The organism is Paraburkholderia sp. HP33-1 (genome assembly GCF_021390595.1).
GTDB lineage: Bacteria > Pseudomonadota > Gammaproteobacteria > Burkholderiales > Burkholderiaceae > Paraburkholderia.
In genome coordinates, this window is record NZ_JAJEJR010000001.1 from 539447 (window position 1) to 556810 (window position 17364).

A 17364-nucleotide genomic window follows, 5' to 3' on the forward strand; every position below is an offset into this window, starting at 1 on the left:
AGTGAATTGAGCCGAAGCCGGAGCCGGGCGGCTATGATGGCGGGACGCCGATGCGGCCCGCGCGCCCTGTGCCGCGTCCTGCTTACGATGTATGCGTGAAGGGCGGCACGACTTTTTTCGACAGCAGCCGATATTGTACTTGCGAAGCAGCCTATGCCTTTGTCCGACCGCCGATCGTCCGTTGCCACCCTCGAAGCGGGCGCCGCACCGCGGCGCCGCGGTGCGCGAGCGCAGGCGCGGGAAGGTGATACGGCGCAAGCGGCTGCGGAAGGCGGCATGACGGCCGCCGGCCACGATGTCGGACGTGACGACGGCAAACCCGCCGCCAAAACCAAAGCCCCAGTCAAAACCGCCGACAAGCTCGCCAAACTCGGCCTCACCCGCGACATCGACCTCGTGCTGCATCTGCCGATGCGCTACGAGGACGAAACCTCGCTGACGCCGATCGGCCACCTGCTGCCGGGCGGCATCGCCCAAACCGAGGGCGTGGTGTTCGACAACGAGATCGCGTATCGCCCGCGCCGGCAGCTCCTCGTGAAGCTGCGCGACGCCGACGGCGACGAACTCGTGCTGCGCTTTCTGAATTTCTACGGCTCGCAGGTCAAGCAGATGGCGCCCGGCGCGCGCCTGCGCGTGCGCGGCGACGTGCGCGGCGGCTTCTTCGGCATGGAGATGGTGCATCCGAGCGTGCGCGTCGTCGAGGAAGACACGCCGCTGCCGCAGGCATTGACGCCGGTCTATCCGAGCACGGCGGGCGTGTCGCAGGCGTATCTGCGCAAGGCGATCGACAATGCGCTCGCGCGCACCTCGCTGCCGGAGTTGCTGCCCGCGCCGGTCGCGCGCGCGTTTCTCGAACCGCTCGGCGTGCCGGCGCTGATGGACGCGGTACGCACGCTGCATCATCCGGGCGCGCAGTCGGACGAAACGGCGCTGATCGACGGCACGCATCCGGCGTGGGTGCGCATCAAGTTCGAGGAACTGCTCGCGCAGCAGATGTCGTTGAAGCGCGCGCACGACGAGCGCCGCACGCGTGCCGCGCCGGCGATGCCGCGCCGCAAGCTCGGCGACGAATCCGCGCTGGTCGCGCGCCTGCTGAAGGCGCTGCCGTTTTCGCTGACGGCAGCGCAGGAGCGCGTCGGCGGCGAGATCGCGCTCGATCTGACGCAGCCGCATCCGATGCAGCGGCTGTTGCAGGGCGATGTCGGCAGCGGCAAGACGATCGTCGCGGCGCTCGCCGCCGCGCAGGCGATCGACGCCGGCTATCAGGCCGCGCTGATGGCGCCGACCGAAATCCTCGCCGAGCAGCACGCGCGCAAATTGCGCGGCTGGCTGGAGCCGCTCGGCGTGCAGGTCGCGTGGCTCGCGGGCAGTCTGAAGACGAAGGAGAAGCGCGCCGCGATCGAAGCGGCCGCGCTCGGCACCGCGCAGCTCGTGATCGGCACGCACGCGATCATCCAGGACGCGGTCGAGTTTGCGCGCCTCGGGCTCGTGATCGTCGACGAACAACATCGTTTCGGTGTCGCGCAACGGCTCGCGCTGCGCGCGAAGGCGCAGGGCGCCGCCGAAGGCGCGCCCGATTTTCAGCCGCATCAATTGATGATGTCCGCGACGCCGATTCCGCGCACGCTCGCCATGACCTACTACGCGGACCTCGACGTCTCGACGATCGATGAACTGCCGCCCGGCCGCACACCGATTCTCACGAAGCTCGTCTCCGACGCGCGCCGCGAAGAGGTGATCGGCCGTGTGCGCGAGGCGGCGCTGACGGGGCGTCAGGTGTACTGGGTGTGTCCGCTGATCGAGGAAAGCGAGACCCTGCAGCTGCAAACCGCGGTCGAGACCTACGAGACGCTGGTGGCCGCGCTACCGGAGCTGAAGGTCGGGCTCGTGCACGGGCGTCTCGCGCCCGCCGAAAAGGCCACGGTAATGGACGCGTTCTCGCGCAACGAGATCCAGTTGCTGGTCGCGACCACGGTGATCGAAGTGGGCGTCGACGTGCCGAACGCGTCGCTGATGGTAATCGAGCATGCGGAGCGCTTCGGTCTCGCACAGCTGCATCAGTTGCGCGGGCGCGTGGGGCGCGGCAGCGCCGCGTCGGTCTGCGTGCTGCTGTACACCGGGCCGCTGTCGATGACCGCCCGTGCCCGCCTGCAGACCATGCGCGAAACCACCGACGGCTTCGAGATCGCCCGGCGCGACCTCGAAATCCGCGGGCCCGGCGAGTTCCTCGGCGCGCGGCAGTCAGGTGCGGCGATGCTGCGCTTCGCCGACCTGCAGAACGATCAGCACCTGATCGAGCCTGCGCGCGAAGCCGCCGCGACGCTGCTCGACCAGTATCCGGACGTGGTCATCCAGCATCTGGCGCGCTGGCTCGGCGCCCGCGAGCAGTATCTGAAGGCCTGAGCGCAGCCCTCGCTGCAAGCGGAACGGCTAAAAGGTTGGCGAACCGACCCTATAGGTGTATAACTAGAACCTATCGAATCCATCGGACTGATTGATCCCCGAATGACGCTCACCGAATTGAAATACATTGTGGCGGTGGCCCGCGAGCGGCACTTCGGCCGGGCCGCCGAAGCGTGTTTCGTCAGCCAGCCCACGCTGTCCGTCGCCATCAAGAAGCTCGAAGACGAGCTGAACGTGCAGATCTTCGAGCGCGGCACCAGCGAGGTCAGCGTCACGCCGATCGGCGAACAGATCGTCACGCAGGCGCAACGCGTGCTGGAGCAGACGCTCGCGATCAAGGAGATCGCCAAGCAGGGCAAGGACCCGCTGGTCGGCCCGCTGCGCCTCGGCGTGATCTACACGATCGGGCCGTACCTGCTGCCGACGCTCGTCAAGCAGATGATCCAGCGCGTGCCGCAGATGCCGCTGATGCTGCAGGAAAACTACACGCTGAAGCTGATCGAGCTGCTCAAGCAGGGCGAAATCGACGTCGCGATCATGGCGCTGCCGTTTCCCGAAACCGGTCTGATGCTGCGCCCGCTCTACGACGAGCCGTTCGTCGTCGCGCTGCCGTCCGGCCACGCGTGGGAAAGCCGCCCGAAGATCGACCCTGATGATCTGAAGCAGGAAACCATGCTGCTGCTCGGCAGCGGCCATTGCTTCCGCGATCACGTGCTCGGCGTGTGTCCCGAGCTGATGCGCTTCTCGCAGAACGCGGACGGCATCCAGAAGACTTTCGAGGGCTCGTCGCTCGAAACGATTCGCCATATGGTCGCGAGCGGCGTCGGCATTACGGTGCTGCCGCGCATGTCGGTGCATGAGGTCAAGCCGCATGCGGGCGGGATCGACGCGGGCCTGCTCAGCTACGTCGCGTTCGACGAGCCGGTGCCCGATCGCCGCGTCGTGCTCGCGTGGCGCAAGAGCTTCACGCGCATGCCCGCGATCGATGCGATCTGCGACGCAATCGCTGCCTGCGACCTGCCGGGCGTCAAGAAGCTCGATCTGCCGGCCGCCGTCAACTGACGCGCCTTCTCTGCGCAGCCGCGCCGGACACCGGGGCGGCCCGCCGCAAAAAGGGCCCAAGCCCTATCGAATAGATTAAATTAATCAAATACGAATATTCGATAGGGTTGCTATAGTTTCCTCCACGGATCGCCCGATCCCCTTATTCGACAAGGCTCAGCGCCCTGACCCAATGCTCGGGGCCTGAGGCAAGCCAGGAGGAAAACACCATGCAAGCAGATTCACAGCCCACTCAAGCTTTGCCTGCGCAACTGGCCACGATGGCCGCGGAACCGAGTTTTCGCACGATCGCCGTGTCGTTGCTGGTCGACCGGGTGCTGGCCGCCTGACGTGCCGACCATGACGGCATCCGTCGCGCGGATGCCGTGCGCATTCTCCCTGATTCAACAAAAACCACGCAGGAGTACTCATGTCCGAACGTAAGCTCACCAACGCCGCCGGCGCACCCGTCGCCGACAACCAGAACTCGATGACCGCCGGCCCGCGCGGCCCGGTCGTGCTGCAGGACGTCTGGCTGCTCGAAAAGCTCGCGCACTTCGATCGCGAAGTGATTCCCGAGCGCCGCGTTCACGCGAAGGGTTCGGGAGCATTCGGCACGCTGAAGGTGACGCACGACATTTCGCGCTACACCAAGGCCAAAGTGTTCGCCCGGATCGGCAAGGAAACGCCGCTTTTCATGCGCTTTTCGACGGTGGCCGGCGAGCGTGGCGCGGCCGATGCCGAGCGCGACGTGCGCGGTTTCTCGATCAAGTTCTATACCGAGGAAGGCAACTGGGATGTGGTCGGCAACAATACGCCGGTGTTCTTCATCCGCGATCCGCTGAAATTTCCGGACTTCATCCATACGCAGAAGCGCGATCCGTATACGAATCTTCGCAGCAACGTCGCCGCGTGGGATTTCTGGTCGCGTCATCCGGAGTCGCTGCATCAGGTGACGATTCTGATGAGCGATCGCGGCATCCCGAAGAACTACCGGCAGATGCACGGCTTCGGCTCGCACACGTACTCGTTCATCAACGCGAACAACGAGCGCTTCTGGGTCAAGTTCCACTTCAAGTCGCTGCAGGGGATCGAGAATTTCACCGACGCCGAAGCCGCGCAGGTGGTCGCCAATGACCGCGAAAGCGCACAGCGCGATCTGGTGAACAGCATCGACGCGGGCAACTTCCCGAAGTGGCGCTTCGCGATTCAGGTGATGCCCGAAGCGGATGCGGCGAACTACCGCTTCAACCCGTTCGACATCACGAAAGTGTGGTCGCAGAAGGACTATCCGTTGATCGACGTCGGCACGATCGAGCTGAACCGCAACGCGGCGAACTATTTCGCGGACGTCGAGCAGGCGGCGTTCACGCCGGCGAACGTGGTGCCGGGCATCGGCTTTTCGCCGGACCGTCTGTTGCAGGGGCGCCTGTTCTCGTACGGCGATACGCAGCGTTACCGGCTCGGTATCAATCACCATCAGATTCCGGTGAATGCGCCGCGCGTGCCGGGCGCACATTCGTTCCATCGCGACGGCGCGATGCGCACCGACGGCAATCTCGGCGGCAACGTGAATTACGAGCCGAATCGCTTCGGCGACTTCGCGCAGGACGCGAACGCGTCGGAGCCGCCGCTCGCGGCGGGGGTGGTCGCACGTCACGAGCATCGCGAGGATGACGACTACTACACCCAGCCGCGCATGCTGTTCGCGCTGTTCGACGAGGCGCAGCGTGAGCGTCTGTTCGGCAATATCGCGCGACATATCGACGGCGTGCCGCAGGAGATCGTCGCGCGTCAGATCGACCATTTCCGGCGGGCCGATCCGGCCTACGCGGAAGGGGTGATCGCGGCGCTCGCCGCGTTGCAGGAAGGCAAAGCAGTACTAAAGTAACCGACGGCGCGGCGCATCGCGCTGCGCCCGTCACGATACGATCCGGGAGCACGGTCATGATTCGGATGATGATGGCAACCATCGGCGCTCCGGCCACCACGCGCGGCATGCGGGCGCGTCGGCAGGTCTTAATGTTGCGCAAGGTGGTGGGCTTCGCGATCGTCGCGAGCGGCTTTGCGGTGATCGCCGAGCAGGCGTTGCAACACGCGCTGGGCGCCTGAGCACGGTCCCGCCGCAATGGCCGCGTAGCAAGGCTTTCAGGCAAGGCTTGCGCAAGCCTTGCGGCGTTTCACGCTACACTGTCGAACGTTTTATGTCTGTTTCTGCAGACCGTCATTTGCCGACCGGTTCGTATCACTCTTCAAAGGAGTAGTCATGGCCAAGAAGGAAGCCGCAGCCGTACAGCACGTCAATATCGGGATCAGCGACAAGGATCGCAAGAAGATCGCCGAAGGGCTGTCGCGTCTGCTCGCCGATACCTACACGCTGTACCTGAAGACCCACAACTTCCACTGGAACGTCACGGGTCCGATGTTCAACACGCTGCATCTGATGTTCGAAACGCAATACAGCGAACTCGCGCTCGCGGTCGACGCGATCGCCGAACGCATCCGCGCACTGGGCGTGCATGCGCCGGGCAGCTACAAGGACTTCGCGAAGCTGTCGTCGATCCCCGAAGCGGATGGCGTGCCGGCGGCCGAAGACATGATCCGCCAGCTGGTCGAAGGCCAGGAAGCCGTGGTGCGCACCGCGCGCGCGATTTTCCCGTCGACCGAAGCCGCCAACGACGAGCCGACCGCCGACCTGCTCACGCAACGCATGCAAACGCACGAAAAGACCGCGTGGATGCTGCGCTCGCTGCTCGCTTGAGTTGCCCTTGAGTCACAACTGAAGCCGGCTCGGGCCACCCCCAAGCCGCGCTGAAAACGAACAGGCCTCCCCGCACGGGAGGCTTTGTTTTTTGCGCCGCCGCCGCTCGTATCCAGGCGCACCCAGCGCTTCCCGTAGAATAGGCGCACCGTGTTCGCACTTCACCGAATTCGCCCCATGTTCGCCCGACTTCCCCTGTATCTGCGCCTCGTGCGCATGGACAAGCCGATCGGCAGCCTGCTGCTGCTGTGGCCGACGCTCAACGCACTGTGGATCGCGTCCGGCGGACATCCGTCGTGGCAGTTGCTGGTCATCTTCACGCTCGGCACGGTGCTGATGCGCTCGGCCGGCTGTGCGATCAACGACTATGCGGACCGCGATTTCGACCGTCACGTGAAGCGCACCGAAAACCGGCCGATCACGTCCGGCAAGATCAATGCATGGGAAGCGGTCGCGCTGGCCACTGCGCTGTCGCTGATCGCGTTTCTGCTGATTCAGCCGCTCAACGCGTTGACGAAGGAGTTGTCGGTGGTCGCGCTGTTCGTCGCTGGCACGTATCCGTTCATGAAGCGCTTCTTCGCCATTCCGCAGGCGTATCTGGGGATCGCATTCGGCTTCGGCATTCCGATGGCGTTCGCGGCGGTGCAGGACCATGTGCCGCTGCTCGCCTGGGTGATGCTGGTCGCGAACATCTTCTGGGCCGTTGCGTACGACACCGAATACGCGATGGTCGATCGCGACGACGACATCAAGATCGGCATCCGCACGTCGGCGCTGACGTTCGGCCGCTTCGACGTGGCCGCGGTCATGCTGTGCTACGCGGTGACGCTCGGCATCTACGTCGGTATCGGCGTGACGCTCGGGTTTGGTCTGCTGTACTGGCTGGGCTGGGCGGTCGCGGTGGGTTGCGCGATCTATCACTACACGCTGATCCGCCATCGCGAGCGCATGCCGTGCTTTGCCGCGTTCCGTCACAACAACTGGCTCGGCGGCGCGTTGTTCGCGGGGATCGCCGCGCATTACGCGGTGACTTCGTTTTAATTCACGTACGCCGTAGGCGCCTGCCCTGATTGAAAGCGGCAGTCGCTCTACGGCGTGTCTGTTTCCGCTGCTTCTTTTCGACGCCGGTTCGCGTTACTGCTTGCCGAACTCGTCGCCCATCTCGCGCGCTCGCGCATCGGCGGCCAGGGTGCCGCGCACAATTGCATCCTTGATGCCGCTCGCGTCGAATGAGGCGAGCGCCGCCGCGGTCGTGCCGCCTTTCGATGTCACGCGCTCGCGCAGCACGCTCAAAGGCTCGTCGGAATTGGCCGCGAGTTGCGCGGCACCCGTGAACGTCGCGACCGCGAGCGCGCGACCCTGCGCTTCGTCCATGCCGAGCTGGCGCGCGGCTTCCTGCAGCGCTTCGATGAAATAGAACACGTAGGCCGGCCCGCTGCCCGAGATCGCGGTTACCGCGTCGATTTTCGCTTCGTCGTCGAACCAGACGGTTTCGCCGACGGCGCCGAGCAACTGCGACGCGAGCGCGCGGCCTGCTTCGTCGACGCTGCTGGTGGCGACGAGACCTGTCACGCCCATGCCGATCAGCGCCGGCGTATTCGGCATGACGCGCACGATACGGTTGTGGCCAGCGAGCCAGCGCGACATGTCACCGATGCGAATCCCCGCGACGATGCTGACGATGAGCTGCGACGCGCGCAGATGTGGCGCAACCGTCTCGGCGACGCTCTTCAGGATCTGCGGCTTCACCGCGAGCACGACTGCGTCGTAGTCGGCGAGCGTGCCGTCGGCGGCCGTGCCGGTGCGGATGCCGAATTGCTGCTCGTTGCGCTTGCGCGCGTCTTCGTTCGGATCGATCGCGTACAGGTTAGCGGGCGCAACGCCCCGTTTGATGAGGCCGCCGATCAACGCGGCGGCCATGTTGCCGCCGCCGATAAACGCAATTTTCATGATGGTCCGGATAAGTTCAGTTGAGATGCGGAAATGCGATGAGGGTCGGGCGCAGGCACGCGCAACGCCGTGCTGAAGTTCAGCGCGAATAATCGCGCGCGCCGAAGATCGCGGTGCCGATACGCACGATCGTCGCGCCTTCGAGCACGGCTGCTTCGAGATCCGCCGACATGCCCATCGACAGCGTATCGAGCGCGAGCCCGTCGTTGCGCAAGCGCTCGAACAGCATGCGCAGTTCGCGATGCGGCGCGCGTTGCGCGTCGAGATCACCGGCCGGTTCGGGAATCGACATCAGTCCGCGCAGCTTCAGCTTCGGCAGCGCGGCGATCTGTTGCGCGATAGCGGGCGCCTCGGCGATCGCGACGCCGCTTTTCGATGCTTCGCCGCTGACGTTGACCTGCAGGCACACGTTGAGCGGCGGCAGGTCGTCGGGGCGCTGCTCCGATAGCCGCTGCGCGATCTTCAGGCGATCGACCGAATGCACCCAGTCGAAATGCTCGGCGACCGGCCGCGTCTTGTTCGATTGCAGCGGCCCGATGAAATGCCATTCGAGCGACGCGCGCAGATCGGCGAGCGTCTGGATCTTGTCGAGCGCTTCCTGCACATAGTTTTCACCGAACGCGTGCTGAGCGGCCGCATAAGCGGCGCGCACGGCATCGGCGGGAAACGTTTTGGAGACCGCGAGCAACGTCACGGACTGCGCATCGCGGCCGGCCGCTTGCGCAGCCCTGGCGATGCGCTGCTGCACGTCAGCGAGGTTGTGACCCAGGTGGTGAAGCAGATCGGACATGGAACGAACCGGTGTTTAGCAAAGACGATGCCCCGATTATACGGACAGCATGTGCTCCACCAGTTCGATCCAGTGCGCGACCGGCGTCGACGTGCCGCTTTGCAGATGCGCGATGCAGCCCACGTTCGCCGACACGATCACCTGCGGTTCCTGCGCCTGCAAACGCTCGAGCTTCTGGTCGCGCAGCGCGTAGGAAAGCCGCGGCTGCATCAGCGAGTAGGTGCCGGCCGAGCCGCAGCAGAGATGGCTGTCGGCGGGCAGTCGCACTTCGACGCCGAGCGCGCCGAGCAGCTGTTCGACCTTACCGCGGATCTGCTGGCCATGCTGCAGCGTGCAGGGCGGATGAAACGCGACCGTGTGCACCGAACGGCGCCGCGTGATCGCGACGAGGTGTTCTTCGAACTCGGGCAGGATCTCGGAGACGTCGCGCGTCAGCTCGACGATGCGGCGCGCCTTTTCCGCATAAGCGGGATCGTGGCGCAGCAGATGCGCGTATTCCTTGACCATCGCGCCGCAGCCCGACGCGTTCATCACGATCGCTTCAACGCCTTGTTCGACGTAGGGCCACCATGCGTCGATGTTCGTGCGCAGGTCGTCGAGCGCTTCGTCGTGATAGCCGAGGTGCAGGCGGATCGCGCCGCAGCAGCCGGCTTCGGGCGCGATCAGCGTTTCGATGCCGAGCGCGTCGAACACGCGCGCGGTCGCGATGTTCACGTTCGGCATCATCGAGGGTTGCACGCAGCCCGCGAGCATCAGCACCTTGCGTTCGTGTTTCGCACTCGGCCACTCGAGCGGACGCTGGCGCGCGGGCACCTTGTCGCGCAGCTTCTTCGGCAGCAGACCGCGCACGTGCTGGCCCAGCCGCATCGCCGGCGTGAAGATCGCGCTGTTCGGCAGCACGCTTGCGAGCAGGCGGCGCATCAGCCGCTGATTGAGCGGACGCGTGACTTTCTCTTCGGTTAGCTTGCGGCCGATTTCGACGAGCCGCCCGTATTGCACGCCGGACGGACAGGTCGATTCGCAGTTGCGGCAGGTGAGGCAGCGGTCGAGGTGAAGCTGCGTGCTGCGCGTGACCGGCGCACCTTCGACCATCTGCTTGATCAGATAGATGCGCCCGCGCGGGCCGTCGAGCTCGTCGCCGAGCAGTTGATAGGTCGGGCAGGTTGCCGTGCAGAAACCGCAATGCACGCATTTGCGCAGGATGGAGTCTGCTTCGTCCCCATCGGGCGTATTGCGAATGAAGTCCGCGAGGTTGGTTTGCATCGCGTCGCTCAGAAGTCGGGGTAGAGACGGCCGCGGTTGAAGATGCGGGCCGGGTCGAAGGCGTGTTTGAGGCCGCGATGGATTTTCATCAACGGCGCGGGCAGCGGCGTGAACACGCCGGCGCTGCGGTCGTAGCCGTGGCCGCTACGGAAGATCGTCGCGTGGCCGTCGGCCTGCTTCGCGCTGATGCGCACGGTTTGCGCGTCGGTGTCGGTGATCCACCAGCGCTGGCCGCCGCCCCATTCCATCAGTTGCGCGCCGGGCAGTTGCAGCGGCTCGGTGATCGACGGTAGCGCGAGACGCCACAGCGCGGCCTTCGGGGGAATCCCCGCAAAAAACGAATCGGTCTGCTCGCGCAGGCCGGCCCAGAAACGTTCGGCTTCGACCGCATCGACGACTTCGCCGCCGAGCCCGGTGCGCGCGGCCTTGACGGCAGCTTCCGCGCCGCCGAGCCGGACCGCGAGCGTGCCATTGCGCCATGCGCTCGCCGTGATCGGCAGCGGCCGGCCGCCCCATTCGTTTAGCTTGCGTACCGCGTCGGTGCCGTTCATGTCGAACTTTAGCGTGGCTTCGGCCTGCGGCAGGGGCAGCACTTTGACCGACAGTTCGAGGATCAGCCCGAGCGTGCCGAGCGAGCCCGCGAGCAGCCGCGATACGTCATAGCCCGCGACGTTCTTCACGACCTGGCCGCCGAAGTGCAGCACCTGGCCCTGGCCGTTCATCACGACGGCGCCGAGCACGAAGTCGCGCGCGGCGCCGACGGCCGGCCGGCGCGGCCCGGAAATCCCGGCGGCGATGCAGCCGCCGAAGGTGGCCTGCGGGCCGAAGTGCGGCGGCTCGAACGGCAGCATCTGGTCGTGCTCGGCGAGCGCGGCTTCGATTTCCAGCAGCGGGGTGCCCGCGCGCGCTGTGATCACGAGCTCGGCCGGATCGTACGCAACGATGCCGCGATAAGCTCGCGTGTCGAGGATCTCACCTTCCAGCGTCTGGCCATACCAGTCCTTGGTGCCGCCGCCACGTATGCGCAACGCGCGTCCCTCGGCGCTGGCCGAACGCACGCGTTCGGACCATACGGCGACGATGTCGTCCTCTTCCATGGTGTCCTGCTCGTTGTGTTTCGTTTGATTGTACCGGGCGGGGGCTTGCTGGCAACCCGGAGCGCACCCGCATTGGGGGCGCGTCGCATCGGTCTGAAGAAGACGCCATGCGCTGCCCAGGCCGCGCCCGCGCCGGGACTCCCGCGGGCGTGGCGAACGGTGGATGCGTCGGCCGCTAGAAGCGCGGCAGCTCGGGATGAGGCAGCAGCCCGCCGCGCACGTGCATCTTGCCGTATTCGGCACAGCGCGCCCGCGTGGGGATGCCTTTGTCGGGGTTCAGCAGGCCGGGCGCGTCGAATGCACGCTTGACCGCGTGGAACGTGTCGCGCTCCTCGGGCGAGAACTGCACGCACATCGAATTGATCTTCTCGATACCAACGCCATGCTCACCCGTCACCGTGCCGCCCAGCTCGACGCACGCTTCCAGAATGTCGCAACCGAACAGTTCGGCGCGGTGCCACTCGTCCTGGTCGTTGCCGTTGAACAGGATCAGCGGATGCATGTTGCCGTCGCCGGCATGGAACACGTTGATGCAGCGCAGTTGGTACTTCTTCTCCATCTCCTCGATGCGCGCGAGCAGTGGCCCGATACTGCGGCGCGGCACGGTGCCGTCCATGCAGTAGTAGTCCGGCGAAATGCGGCCGGCGGCCGGAAACGCGTTCTTGCGCCCGGACCAGAAGCGCAACCGCTCCGCTTCCGTGCGCGAAATCTGGATGCGGGTCGCGCCGTGCTCGCGCAGCACCGCGGTCATGCGCACGATCTCGTTCGCGACTTCCTCGGGCGTGCCGTCCGACTCGCACAACAGGATCGCCGCCGCGTCGAGGTCGTAGCCCGCGTTGACGAATTCCTCGACCGCGCGCGTGGCGGGCTTGTCCATCATTTCCAGGCCGGCCGGAATGATGCCCGCCGCGATGATGCCCGCGACCGCATCGCCGCCTTTGACGACGTCGTCGAAACTGGCCATGATGACCTGCGCCATTTGCGGCTTCGGAATGAGCTTGACGGTCACCTCGGTGACGATCGCGAACATGCCCTCGCTGCCGATCAGCACCGCGAGCAGATCGAGCCCCGGCGCGTCCGGCGCCAGCGAGCCGAATTCGACGATCTCGCCTTCCATCGTCACAGCGCGCACGCGCAGCACGTTGTGCACGGTGAGGCCGTATTTCAGGCAATGCACGCCGCCGGAATTCTCGGACACGTTGCCGCCGATCGTGCAGGCGATCTGCGACGACGGGTCAGGTGCGTAGTAAAGGCCGTACGGCGCCGCGGCCTCGGAGATCGCCAGATTGCGCACGCCCGGCTGCACGGTCGCGGTACGCGCATACGAGTCGACCTCGATGATCTTGCGAAAGCGGGCGAGCGACACCACCACGCCGTGCTGAATCGGCATGGCGCCGCCGGACAGCCCGGTGCCCGCGCCGCGAGGCACGATGGGCACCTCGAGGCGATGGCAGATCTGGATGATGCGCTGCACCTGCGATTCGGTTTCCGGCAACGCGACCGCAAGCGGCAGACGCCGGTACGCGGCGAGGCCGTCGCATTCGTACGCTACGGTGTCTTCCTCGCGATACAGCAGACAGTGGGTCGGCAATACGGCCATCAGCGCCTGCACGACTTCGCGCTGACGCTGCGCGAGGACTTCGGCCGACAGTTCAGCGGGTGCGTTCATGTGAGTTGTCTCCTCGTGGCTTGCGCCGGTCCGGCTTGCTGCGGCCAGGCTTTGCAGCATCGATCAGGCCGCCGCCCAGGCGAAGATCTTGCCCGGATTCATCAGGTTGCGGGGATCGAGCGCGTGTTTGATCGAGCGCATCGTGTCGACCGCGACGTCGCCATGTTCTTCGAGCAAAAAGCCCATCTTGTGCAGGCCGATGCCATGCTCGCCGGTGCAGGTGCCGTCCATGCGCAGCGCGCGCTGCACGATGCGATGGTTCAGGCGCTCGGCTTCCTCGAGCTCTTCGGGCTTGTCCGGGTCGATCAGGATCGCGACGTGGAAGTTGCCGTCGCCGACATGACCGACGATCGGGCAGGGCAGCGGCGACGCCACCAGATCCTGCTCCGTTTCGACCACGCACTCGGCCAGACGCGAGATCGGGACGCAGACGTCGGTGGTGACCGCGCGCGAGCCGGGCTTTAGCTGCAGCATCGCGAAATAGGCGTTGTGGCGCGCGTTCCATAGACGGCTGCGGTCTTCGGGGTGCGTCGCCCATTCGAAGCCTTCCCCCGCGTTCTGCGCGGCGATTTCCTGGACGAGTTCGGCCTGTTCCTTGACGCCGGCCTCGGTGCCGTGAAATTCGAAGAACAGCGTGGGCGCTTCGCGCAGCGTCAGATTCGAATGACGATTGATCGAGCGGATCGCGAGCGAATCGACGAATTCGACGCGTGCAATCGGCACGCCGATCTGGATCGTCTCGATGACCGCGCGAACCGCATCGCCCATCGAGGGGAACGTGCACACCGCGGCCGACACCGCTTCGGGCTGCGGATAGAGGCGCAAGGTGATTTCGGTGATCACGCCGAGCGTGCCTTCCGAGCCGACGAACAGACGTGTGAGGTCATAACCCGCCGACGATTTGCGCGCGCGCGAGCCGGTTTTGATCGCGCGGCCATCGGCGAGCACGACCGTCAGGCCGAGCACGTTTTCGCGCATCGTGCCGTAGCGCACGGCGTTGGTACCCGACGCGCGGGTGGCCGACATACCGCCGATGCTCGCGTCCGCGCCCGGGTCGATCGGGAAAAACAGGCCCGTGTCGCGCAGCGCTTCGTTCAGCTGTTTGCGTGAGATGCCGGGCTCGACGGTGACGGTCAGGTCTTCGGCGTTGATCGACAACACGCGGTTCATTTGCGACAGATCGATCGACACGCCGCCTTGCACGGCAAGCAGATGTCCTTCGAGCGACGAGCCGTTGCCGTATGGGATGATCGGTACGTCGTACTGGCCGGACAGCCTGACGGCGGTCTGCACGTCTTCGGTTGTGCGCGCGAAGACGACGGCGTCAGGCAGTTGCGGATCGAAGGGCGATTCGTCGCGGCCGTGGTGCGCACGCACGGCTTCGGCAACGGACACGCGCTCACCGAAAGCGGCCTTGAGCTGGTTCAGCAATTCGGCGGGAAACGGCCGGCGCAGCGGGGCCGGTGGCACGGGATGGTTCACGCATGTCTCCAGTCGATCAGGGTAAGTGCAAAGCTGTCGATCCGGAGTTGGCGCTTTAGCTGTCGATCCGGAGTTGGCGCTTTAGCGCCTACTCCGGTCCCATGCAAAGCACCTACTCCGGTCCCATGCAATGCACTTACCCCGGTCGCATGAAAGTTTCTTTAGGTAGCAGCCTGTTTGCCGCAGCTGTTTCATTTTACGCCGTTCACCCGCCAGCCGGCGTCGGGCCGGCTCCCACTCATATAGTGGCGGCGATTTCGCGATGCGTGCAATATGGATAAACGTGGTGGCCGTATCACCACTGAATGTATGGGAGACATCATGGGCAATCGCCTCAGCAAAATCGCCACTCGCACCGGCGACGACGGCACCACCGGTCTCGGCGACGGCAGCCGCGTGCGCAAGGACAGCGCGCGCATCGCTGCGATTGGCGACGTGGACGAACTCAATTCGAATCTCGGCGTGCTGTTGTGCGAGACCTTGCCCGAGAACGTGCGCGCGGCGCTGGTCGCAATTCAGCACGACCTGTTCGATCTTGGCGGCGAGCTGTGCATTCCCGGTCACGCGGTGATGACCGACCAGCAACTCGCGCAGCTCGACGGCTGGCTTGCCGACTACAACGCCGCGCTGCCTCCGCTGAAGGAATTCATTCTGCCGGGCGGTTCGCGCGCGGCTGCACTTGCGCATGTGTGCCGTACGGTTTGTCGCCGCGCGGAGCGCACGATCGTCGCGCTCGGTGAACACGAGGCCCTGAACGCGGCGCCGCGCCAATACGTGAACCGGCTGTCCGATCTGCTGTTCGTGCTGGCGCGCGTGCTCAATCGCGCGGACGGCGGCACCGACGTGCTGTGGCAACGCGATCGCGACGCGCGTTGAATGGCGAACCACATGCGCGTTTAGATACGCGCGGTGCTGTGCACGAGCCGACGCTCAACCTACGGCGAGCGTCACCGGCTTGCCGATGCGGCTCAACATTTCGACGAGCGTGTCGATCGTGAACTTGCTGGTTTTCTTGTTAACGACGTCGGACACGCGAGGGCGCGACACCATCAGAATTTCGGCCGCCTCCGCCTGCTTCAGATGATGCTGTTCGATCCACGTGGACAGCTCGGTCATCAGCTGCTCCTTGAGCAGCCGCGTGTCGTTGATCTGCTTTTGCGACGCCGCGTGAAGGCGCTTCGCCTCCTCGGCGGAAAAACCGAGTTCGAGGAACACGTTCGCGCCGGCTCGCGTTACGTGACGAATGTTCGTGTCGATCGTCATGATTCGATGGTCCTGTAATGGGTGATGGCGCGGTAGCGCGCTTCGGCAATTTTTCTGTCGAGCAGTCCGAGCTTCTGCGTTTTCTTCTGAAAGCAATGCAGCACGTACAGCGCTTCGGCGTATTTCGCGACATACATCACGCGAAAAATGCCGTCTTCGTCTCTGATGCGAATTTCGCGCGTTCCCGCGCCGATGGAGTCGAACGGTTTCCAGTCGTCGGGGTCGAGTCCCGACTGAATCTTGTGAAGCTGAAACCCGGCCAGACGACGCGCTTCATTGGGGAAAGCGAGCAAATCACGGTAGCTGGAGCCCAGCCAGCGAATTTCTTTTTCCTGCTCCATCGCCACCTCATGTATAAAATCTTATACGCGTTCTCCAGCCCGGTCAAGTCTTGCGTACGACCAGGCAACGAGCTATGACGATATCGAGGCGGCAGGCTGAGTACCATTCGTCCGAATGGCCAATAAAAAACCCAGTTCGAAATCGAACCGGGTTTTTCTACGAAGTGCTGACAAGTCGCCGAAGTGGCGACAGGGCGGGTGATCAGTTGCCGCTGCCGCGCGCGATGCGGCGCTGCCTGACCGCGTCGGCGAGGCCTTCGAGCACGGCGACGCTTTCGTCCCAGCCGATGCACGCATCGGTAATGCTCTGGCCATACGTGAGCTCGCAGCCTTCCTGCAGATCCTGACGGCCTGCGACGAGGTGCGACTCCACCATCACGCCGACGATCCGCTCGTCACCCGCGGCAATCTGACGGCCGATGTCTGCGCACACCGGAATCTGGTTCTCGTGCTTCTTCGAGCTGTTCGCGTGGCTCGCGTCGATCATCAGACGCGCGGCGAGACCCGCCTTGCCGATGTCCGCGCACGCCGCGTTGACGCTGTCGGCGTCGTAGTTCGGCGTTTTGCCGCCACGCAGGATCACGTGGCAGTCCTCATTACCCGCGGTCGAGACGATCGCCGAGTGGCCGCCCTTCGTGACCGACAGGAAATGGTGCGGCTGCGAGGCGGCCTTGATCGCATCGACGGCGATCTTCACGTTGCCGTCCGTGCCGTTCTTGAAGCCGACCGGGCATGACAGTCCCGACGCCAGTTCGCGGTGCACCTGCGACTCCGTCGTGCGCGCGCCGATCGCACCCCACGAGATCAGATCCGCGATGTACTGCGGGCTGATCATGTCGAGGTACTCGGTACCGGCCGGCAGGCCGAGTTCGTTAATGCGCAGCAGCAGCTCGCGCGCGGTGCGAAGACCTTCGTTGATCTTGAAGCTGTTGTCCATGTGCGGATCGTTGATGAGGCCCTTCCAGCCCACCGTCGTGCGCGGCTTTTCGAAGTACACGCGCATCACGACCTCGAGTTCGCCGGCGAAGCGCTTGCGCTGCTCGATCAGACGGCCCGCATATTCGATTGCGGCCTTCGGATCGTGGATCGAGCACGGGCCGATCACGACGATCAGACGGTCGTCCATGCCGTGCAGAATGCGATGCATCGCGGTGCGCGAGTCGTAGATCACGTTGGACGCCGTCTCGTCGCAGGGAAACTCGCGGATCAGGTGAGCGGGCGGCGTGAGTTCCTTCAATTCGCGGATGCGGACATCGTCGGTATTGTGCGGGGGCATGTGGTTCTCCTGAGTCGGTTCGTAGCGT

The 17364-nt window shown here is 64.9% G+C and carries 16 protein-coding genes; 7 read left to right on the top strand and 9 right to left on the bottom strand.

The annotated features are described in order from the left end of the window. The first annotated feature begins 153 nt into the window (after positions 1 to 153). From recG to ubiA, 6 genes are all read left to right on the top strand, one after another. The gene (recG, locus tag L0U81_RS02485) at positions 154 to 2403 is read left to right on the top strand and encodes an ATP-dependent DNA helicase RecG (RefSeq protein ID WP_233800012.1); all 2250 of its coding nucleotides are present in this window, start codon (positions 154 to 156) and stop codon (positions 2401 to 2403) included. A 102-nt stretch (positions 2404 to 2505) separates the two neighbouring features. After that, positions 2506 to 3465: a LysR substrate-binding domain-containing protein gene (locus tag L0U81_RS02490; protein WP_008922481.1), complete on the top strand. Its 960-nt coding sequence runs from the start codon at positions 2506 to 2508 to the stop codon at positions 3463 to 3465. Positions 3466 to 3874: 409 nt separating this feature from the next. Continuing rightward, the gene (locus tag L0U81_RS02495) at positions 3875 to 5335 is read left to right on the top strand and encodes a catalase (RefSeq protein ID WP_233800013.1); all 1461 of its coding nucleotides are present in this window, start codon (positions 3875 to 3877) and stop codon (positions 5333 to 5335) included. A 56-nt stretch (positions 5336 to 5391) separates the two neighbouring features. Next, entirely contained in the window at positions 5392 to 5556 is a 165-nt protein-coding gene (locus tag L0U81_RS02500) for a hypothetical protein (protein ID WP_233800014.1), read from the top strand. Positions 5557 to 5710: 154 nt separating this feature from the next. Next, positions 5711 to 6205: a Dps family protein gene (locus L0U81_RS02505; protein WP_233800015.1), complete on the top strand. Its 495-nt coding sequence runs from the start codon at positions 5711 to 5713 to the stop codon at positions 6203 to 6205. Between the two features lie 177 nt (positions 6206 to 6382). Further along, positions 6383 to 7246: a 4-hydroxybenzoate octaprenyltransferase gene (gene ubiA / locus L0U81_RS02510; RefSeq protein ID WP_233800016.1), complete on the top strand. Its 864-nt coding sequence runs from the start codon at positions 6383 to 6385 to the stop codon at positions 7244 to 7246. A 93-nt stretch (positions 7247 to 7339) separates the two neighbouring features. On the opposite strand, the gene proC is transcribed toward ubiA, so the two are convergent. The 6 genes from proC to L0U81_RS02540 form a co-directional block, all read right to left on the bottom strand. Next, a complete protein-coding gene (gene proC / locus L0U81_RS02515) occupies positions 7340 to 8155 on the bottom strand; it encodes a pyrroline-5-carboxylate reductase (protein WP_233800017.1) in 816 nt (271 codons plus the stop codon). Between the two features lie 79 nt (positions 8156 to 8234). Next, positions 8235 to 8945 (bottom strand): YggS family pyridoxal phosphate-dependent enzyme, encoded by a 711-nt coding sequence (locus tag L0U81_RS02520; protein ID WP_233800018.1) that lies wholly within the window; start codon positions 8943 to 8945, stop codon positions 8235 to 8237. A gap of 36 nt (positions 8946 to 8981) precedes the next feature. Beyond that, entirely contained in the window at positions 8982 to 10208 is a 1227-nt protein-coding gene (gene glcF / locus L0U81_RS02525; RefSeq protein ID WP_233800019.1) for a glycolate oxidase subunit GlcF, read from the bottom strand. 8 nt (positions 10209 to 10216) lie between these two features. Continuing rightward, positions 10217 to 11305 (bottom strand): glycolate oxidase subunit GlcE, encoded by a 1089-nt coding sequence (gene glcE / locus L0U81_RS02530; RefSeq protein ID WP_233800020.1) that lies wholly within the window; start codon positions 11303 to 11305, stop codon positions 10217 to 10219. 175 nt (positions 11306 to 11480) lie between these two features. Further along, positions 11481 to 12974, bottom strand: coding sequence for an FAD-linked oxidase C-terminal domain-containing protein (locus tag L0U81_RS02535; protein WP_233800021.1), 1494 nt, complete (start codon positions 12972 to 12974; stop codon positions 11481 to 11483). Between the two features lie 63 nt (positions 12975 to 13037). Next, positions 13038 to 14456, bottom strand: coding sequence for an FAD-linked oxidase C-terminal domain-containing protein (locus L0U81_RS02540; RefSeq protein WP_233800022.1), 1419 nt, complete (start codon positions 14454 to 14456; stop codon positions 13038 to 13040). 321 nt (positions 14457 to 14777) lie between these two features. On the opposite strand from L0U81_RS02540, the gene L0U81_RS02545 reads away from it, so the two are divergent. Continuing rightward, positions 14778 to 15332: a cob(I)yrinic acid a,c-diamide adenosyltransferase gene (locus L0U81_RS02545; RefSeq protein WP_233800023.1), complete on the top strand. Its 555-nt coding sequence runs from the start codon at positions 14778 to 14780 to the stop codon at positions 15330 to 15332. A 54-nt stretch (positions 15333 to 15386) separates the two neighbouring features. Here L0U81_RS02545 and L0U81_RS02550 read toward each other — a convergent pair whose 3' ends face one another. From L0U81_RS02550 to aroG, 3 genes are all read right to left on the bottom strand, one after another. Beyond that, positions 15387 to 15719, bottom strand: a complete 333-nt coding sequence (locus tag L0U81_RS02550) for a helix-turn-helix domain-containing protein (RefSeq protein ID WP_233800024.1) — start codon at positions 15717 to 15719, stop codon at positions 15387 to 15389. After that, positions 15716 to 16060, bottom strand: coding sequence for a type II toxin-antitoxin system RelE/ParE family toxin (locus L0U81_RS02555; RefSeq protein WP_233800025.1), 345 nt, complete (start codon positions 16058 to 16060; stop codon positions 15716 to 15718). Before L0U81_RS02555 ends, L0U81_RS02550 begins: the two co-directional genes overlap by 4 nt. A gap of 202 nt (positions 16061 to 16262) precedes the next feature. Then, the gene (aroG, locus tag L0U81_RS02560; RefSeq protein ID WP_233800026.1) at positions 16263 to 17336 is read right to left on the bottom strand and encodes a 3-deoxy-7-phosphoheptulonate synthase AroG; all 1074 of its coding nucleotides are present in this window, start codon (positions 17334 to 17336) and stop codon (positions 16263 to 16265) included. Positions 17337 to 17364 lie beyond the last annotated feature (28 nt).

What these genes read in the sequence shown, in the direction of transcription:
- recG (WP_233800012.1), top strand. Translation starts at nt 154, where the DNA reads ATGCCTTTGTCCGACCGCCGATCGTCCGTTGCCACCCTCGAAGCGGGC.
- L0U81_RS02490 (WP_008922481.1), top strand. Translation starts at nt 2,506, where the DNA reads ATGACGCTCACCGAATTGAAATACATTGTGGCGGTGGCCCGCGAGCGG.
- L0U81_RS02495 (WP_233800013.1), top strand. Translation starts at nt 3,875, where the DNA reads ATGTCCGAACGTAAGCTCACCAACGCCGCCGGCGCACCCGTCGCCGAC.
- L0U81_RS02500 (WP_233800014.1), top strand. Translation starts at nt 5,392, where the DNA reads ATGATTCGGATGATGATGGCAACCATCGGCGCTCCGGCCACCACGCGC.
- L0U81_RS02505 (WP_233800015.1), top strand. Translation starts at nt 5,711, where the DNA reads ATGGCCAAGAAGGAAGCCGCAGCCGTACAGCACGTCAATATCGGGATC.
- ubiA (WP_233800016.1), top strand. Translation starts at nt 6,383, where the DNA reads ATGTTCGCCCGACTTCCCCTGTATCTGCGCCTCGTGCGCATGGACAAG.
- proC (WP_233800017.1), bottom strand. Translation starts at nt 8,155, where the DNA reads ATGAAAATTGCGTTTATCGGCGGCGGCAACATGGCCGCCGCGTTGATC.
- L0U81_RS02520 (WP_233800018.1), bottom strand. Translation starts at nt 8,945, where the DNA reads ATGTCCGATCTGCTTCACCACCTGGGTCACAACCTCGCTGACGTGCAG.
- glcF (WP_233800019.1), bottom strand. Translation starts at nt 10,208, where the DNA reads ATGCAAACCAACCTCGCGGACTTCATTCGCAATACGCCCGATGGGGAC.
- glcE (WP_233800020.1), bottom strand. Translation starts at nt 11,305, where the DNA reads ATGGAAGAGGACGACATCGTCGCCGTATGGTCCGAACGCGTGCGTTCG.
- L0U81_RS02535 (WP_233800021.1), bottom strand. Translation starts at nt 12,974, where the DNA reads ATGAACGCACCCGCTGAACTGTCGGCCGAAGTCCTCGCGCAGCGTCAG.
- L0U81_RS02545 (WP_233800023.1), top strand. Translation starts at nt 14,778, where the DNA reads ATGGGCAATCGCCTCAGCAAAATCGCCACTCGCACCGGCGACGACGGC.
- L0U81_RS02550 (WP_233800024.1), bottom strand. Translation starts at nt 15,719, where the DNA reads ATGACGATCGACACGAACATTCGTCACGTAACGCGAGCCGGCGCGAAC.
- L0U81_RS02555 (WP_233800025.1), bottom strand. Translation starts at nt 16,060, where the DNA reads ATGGAGCAGGAAAAAGAAATTCGCTGGCTGGGCTCCAGCTACCGTGAT.
- aroG (WP_233800026.1), bottom strand. Translation starts at nt 17,336, where the DNA reads ATGCCCCCGCACAATACCGACGATGTCCGCATCCGCGAATTGAAGGAA.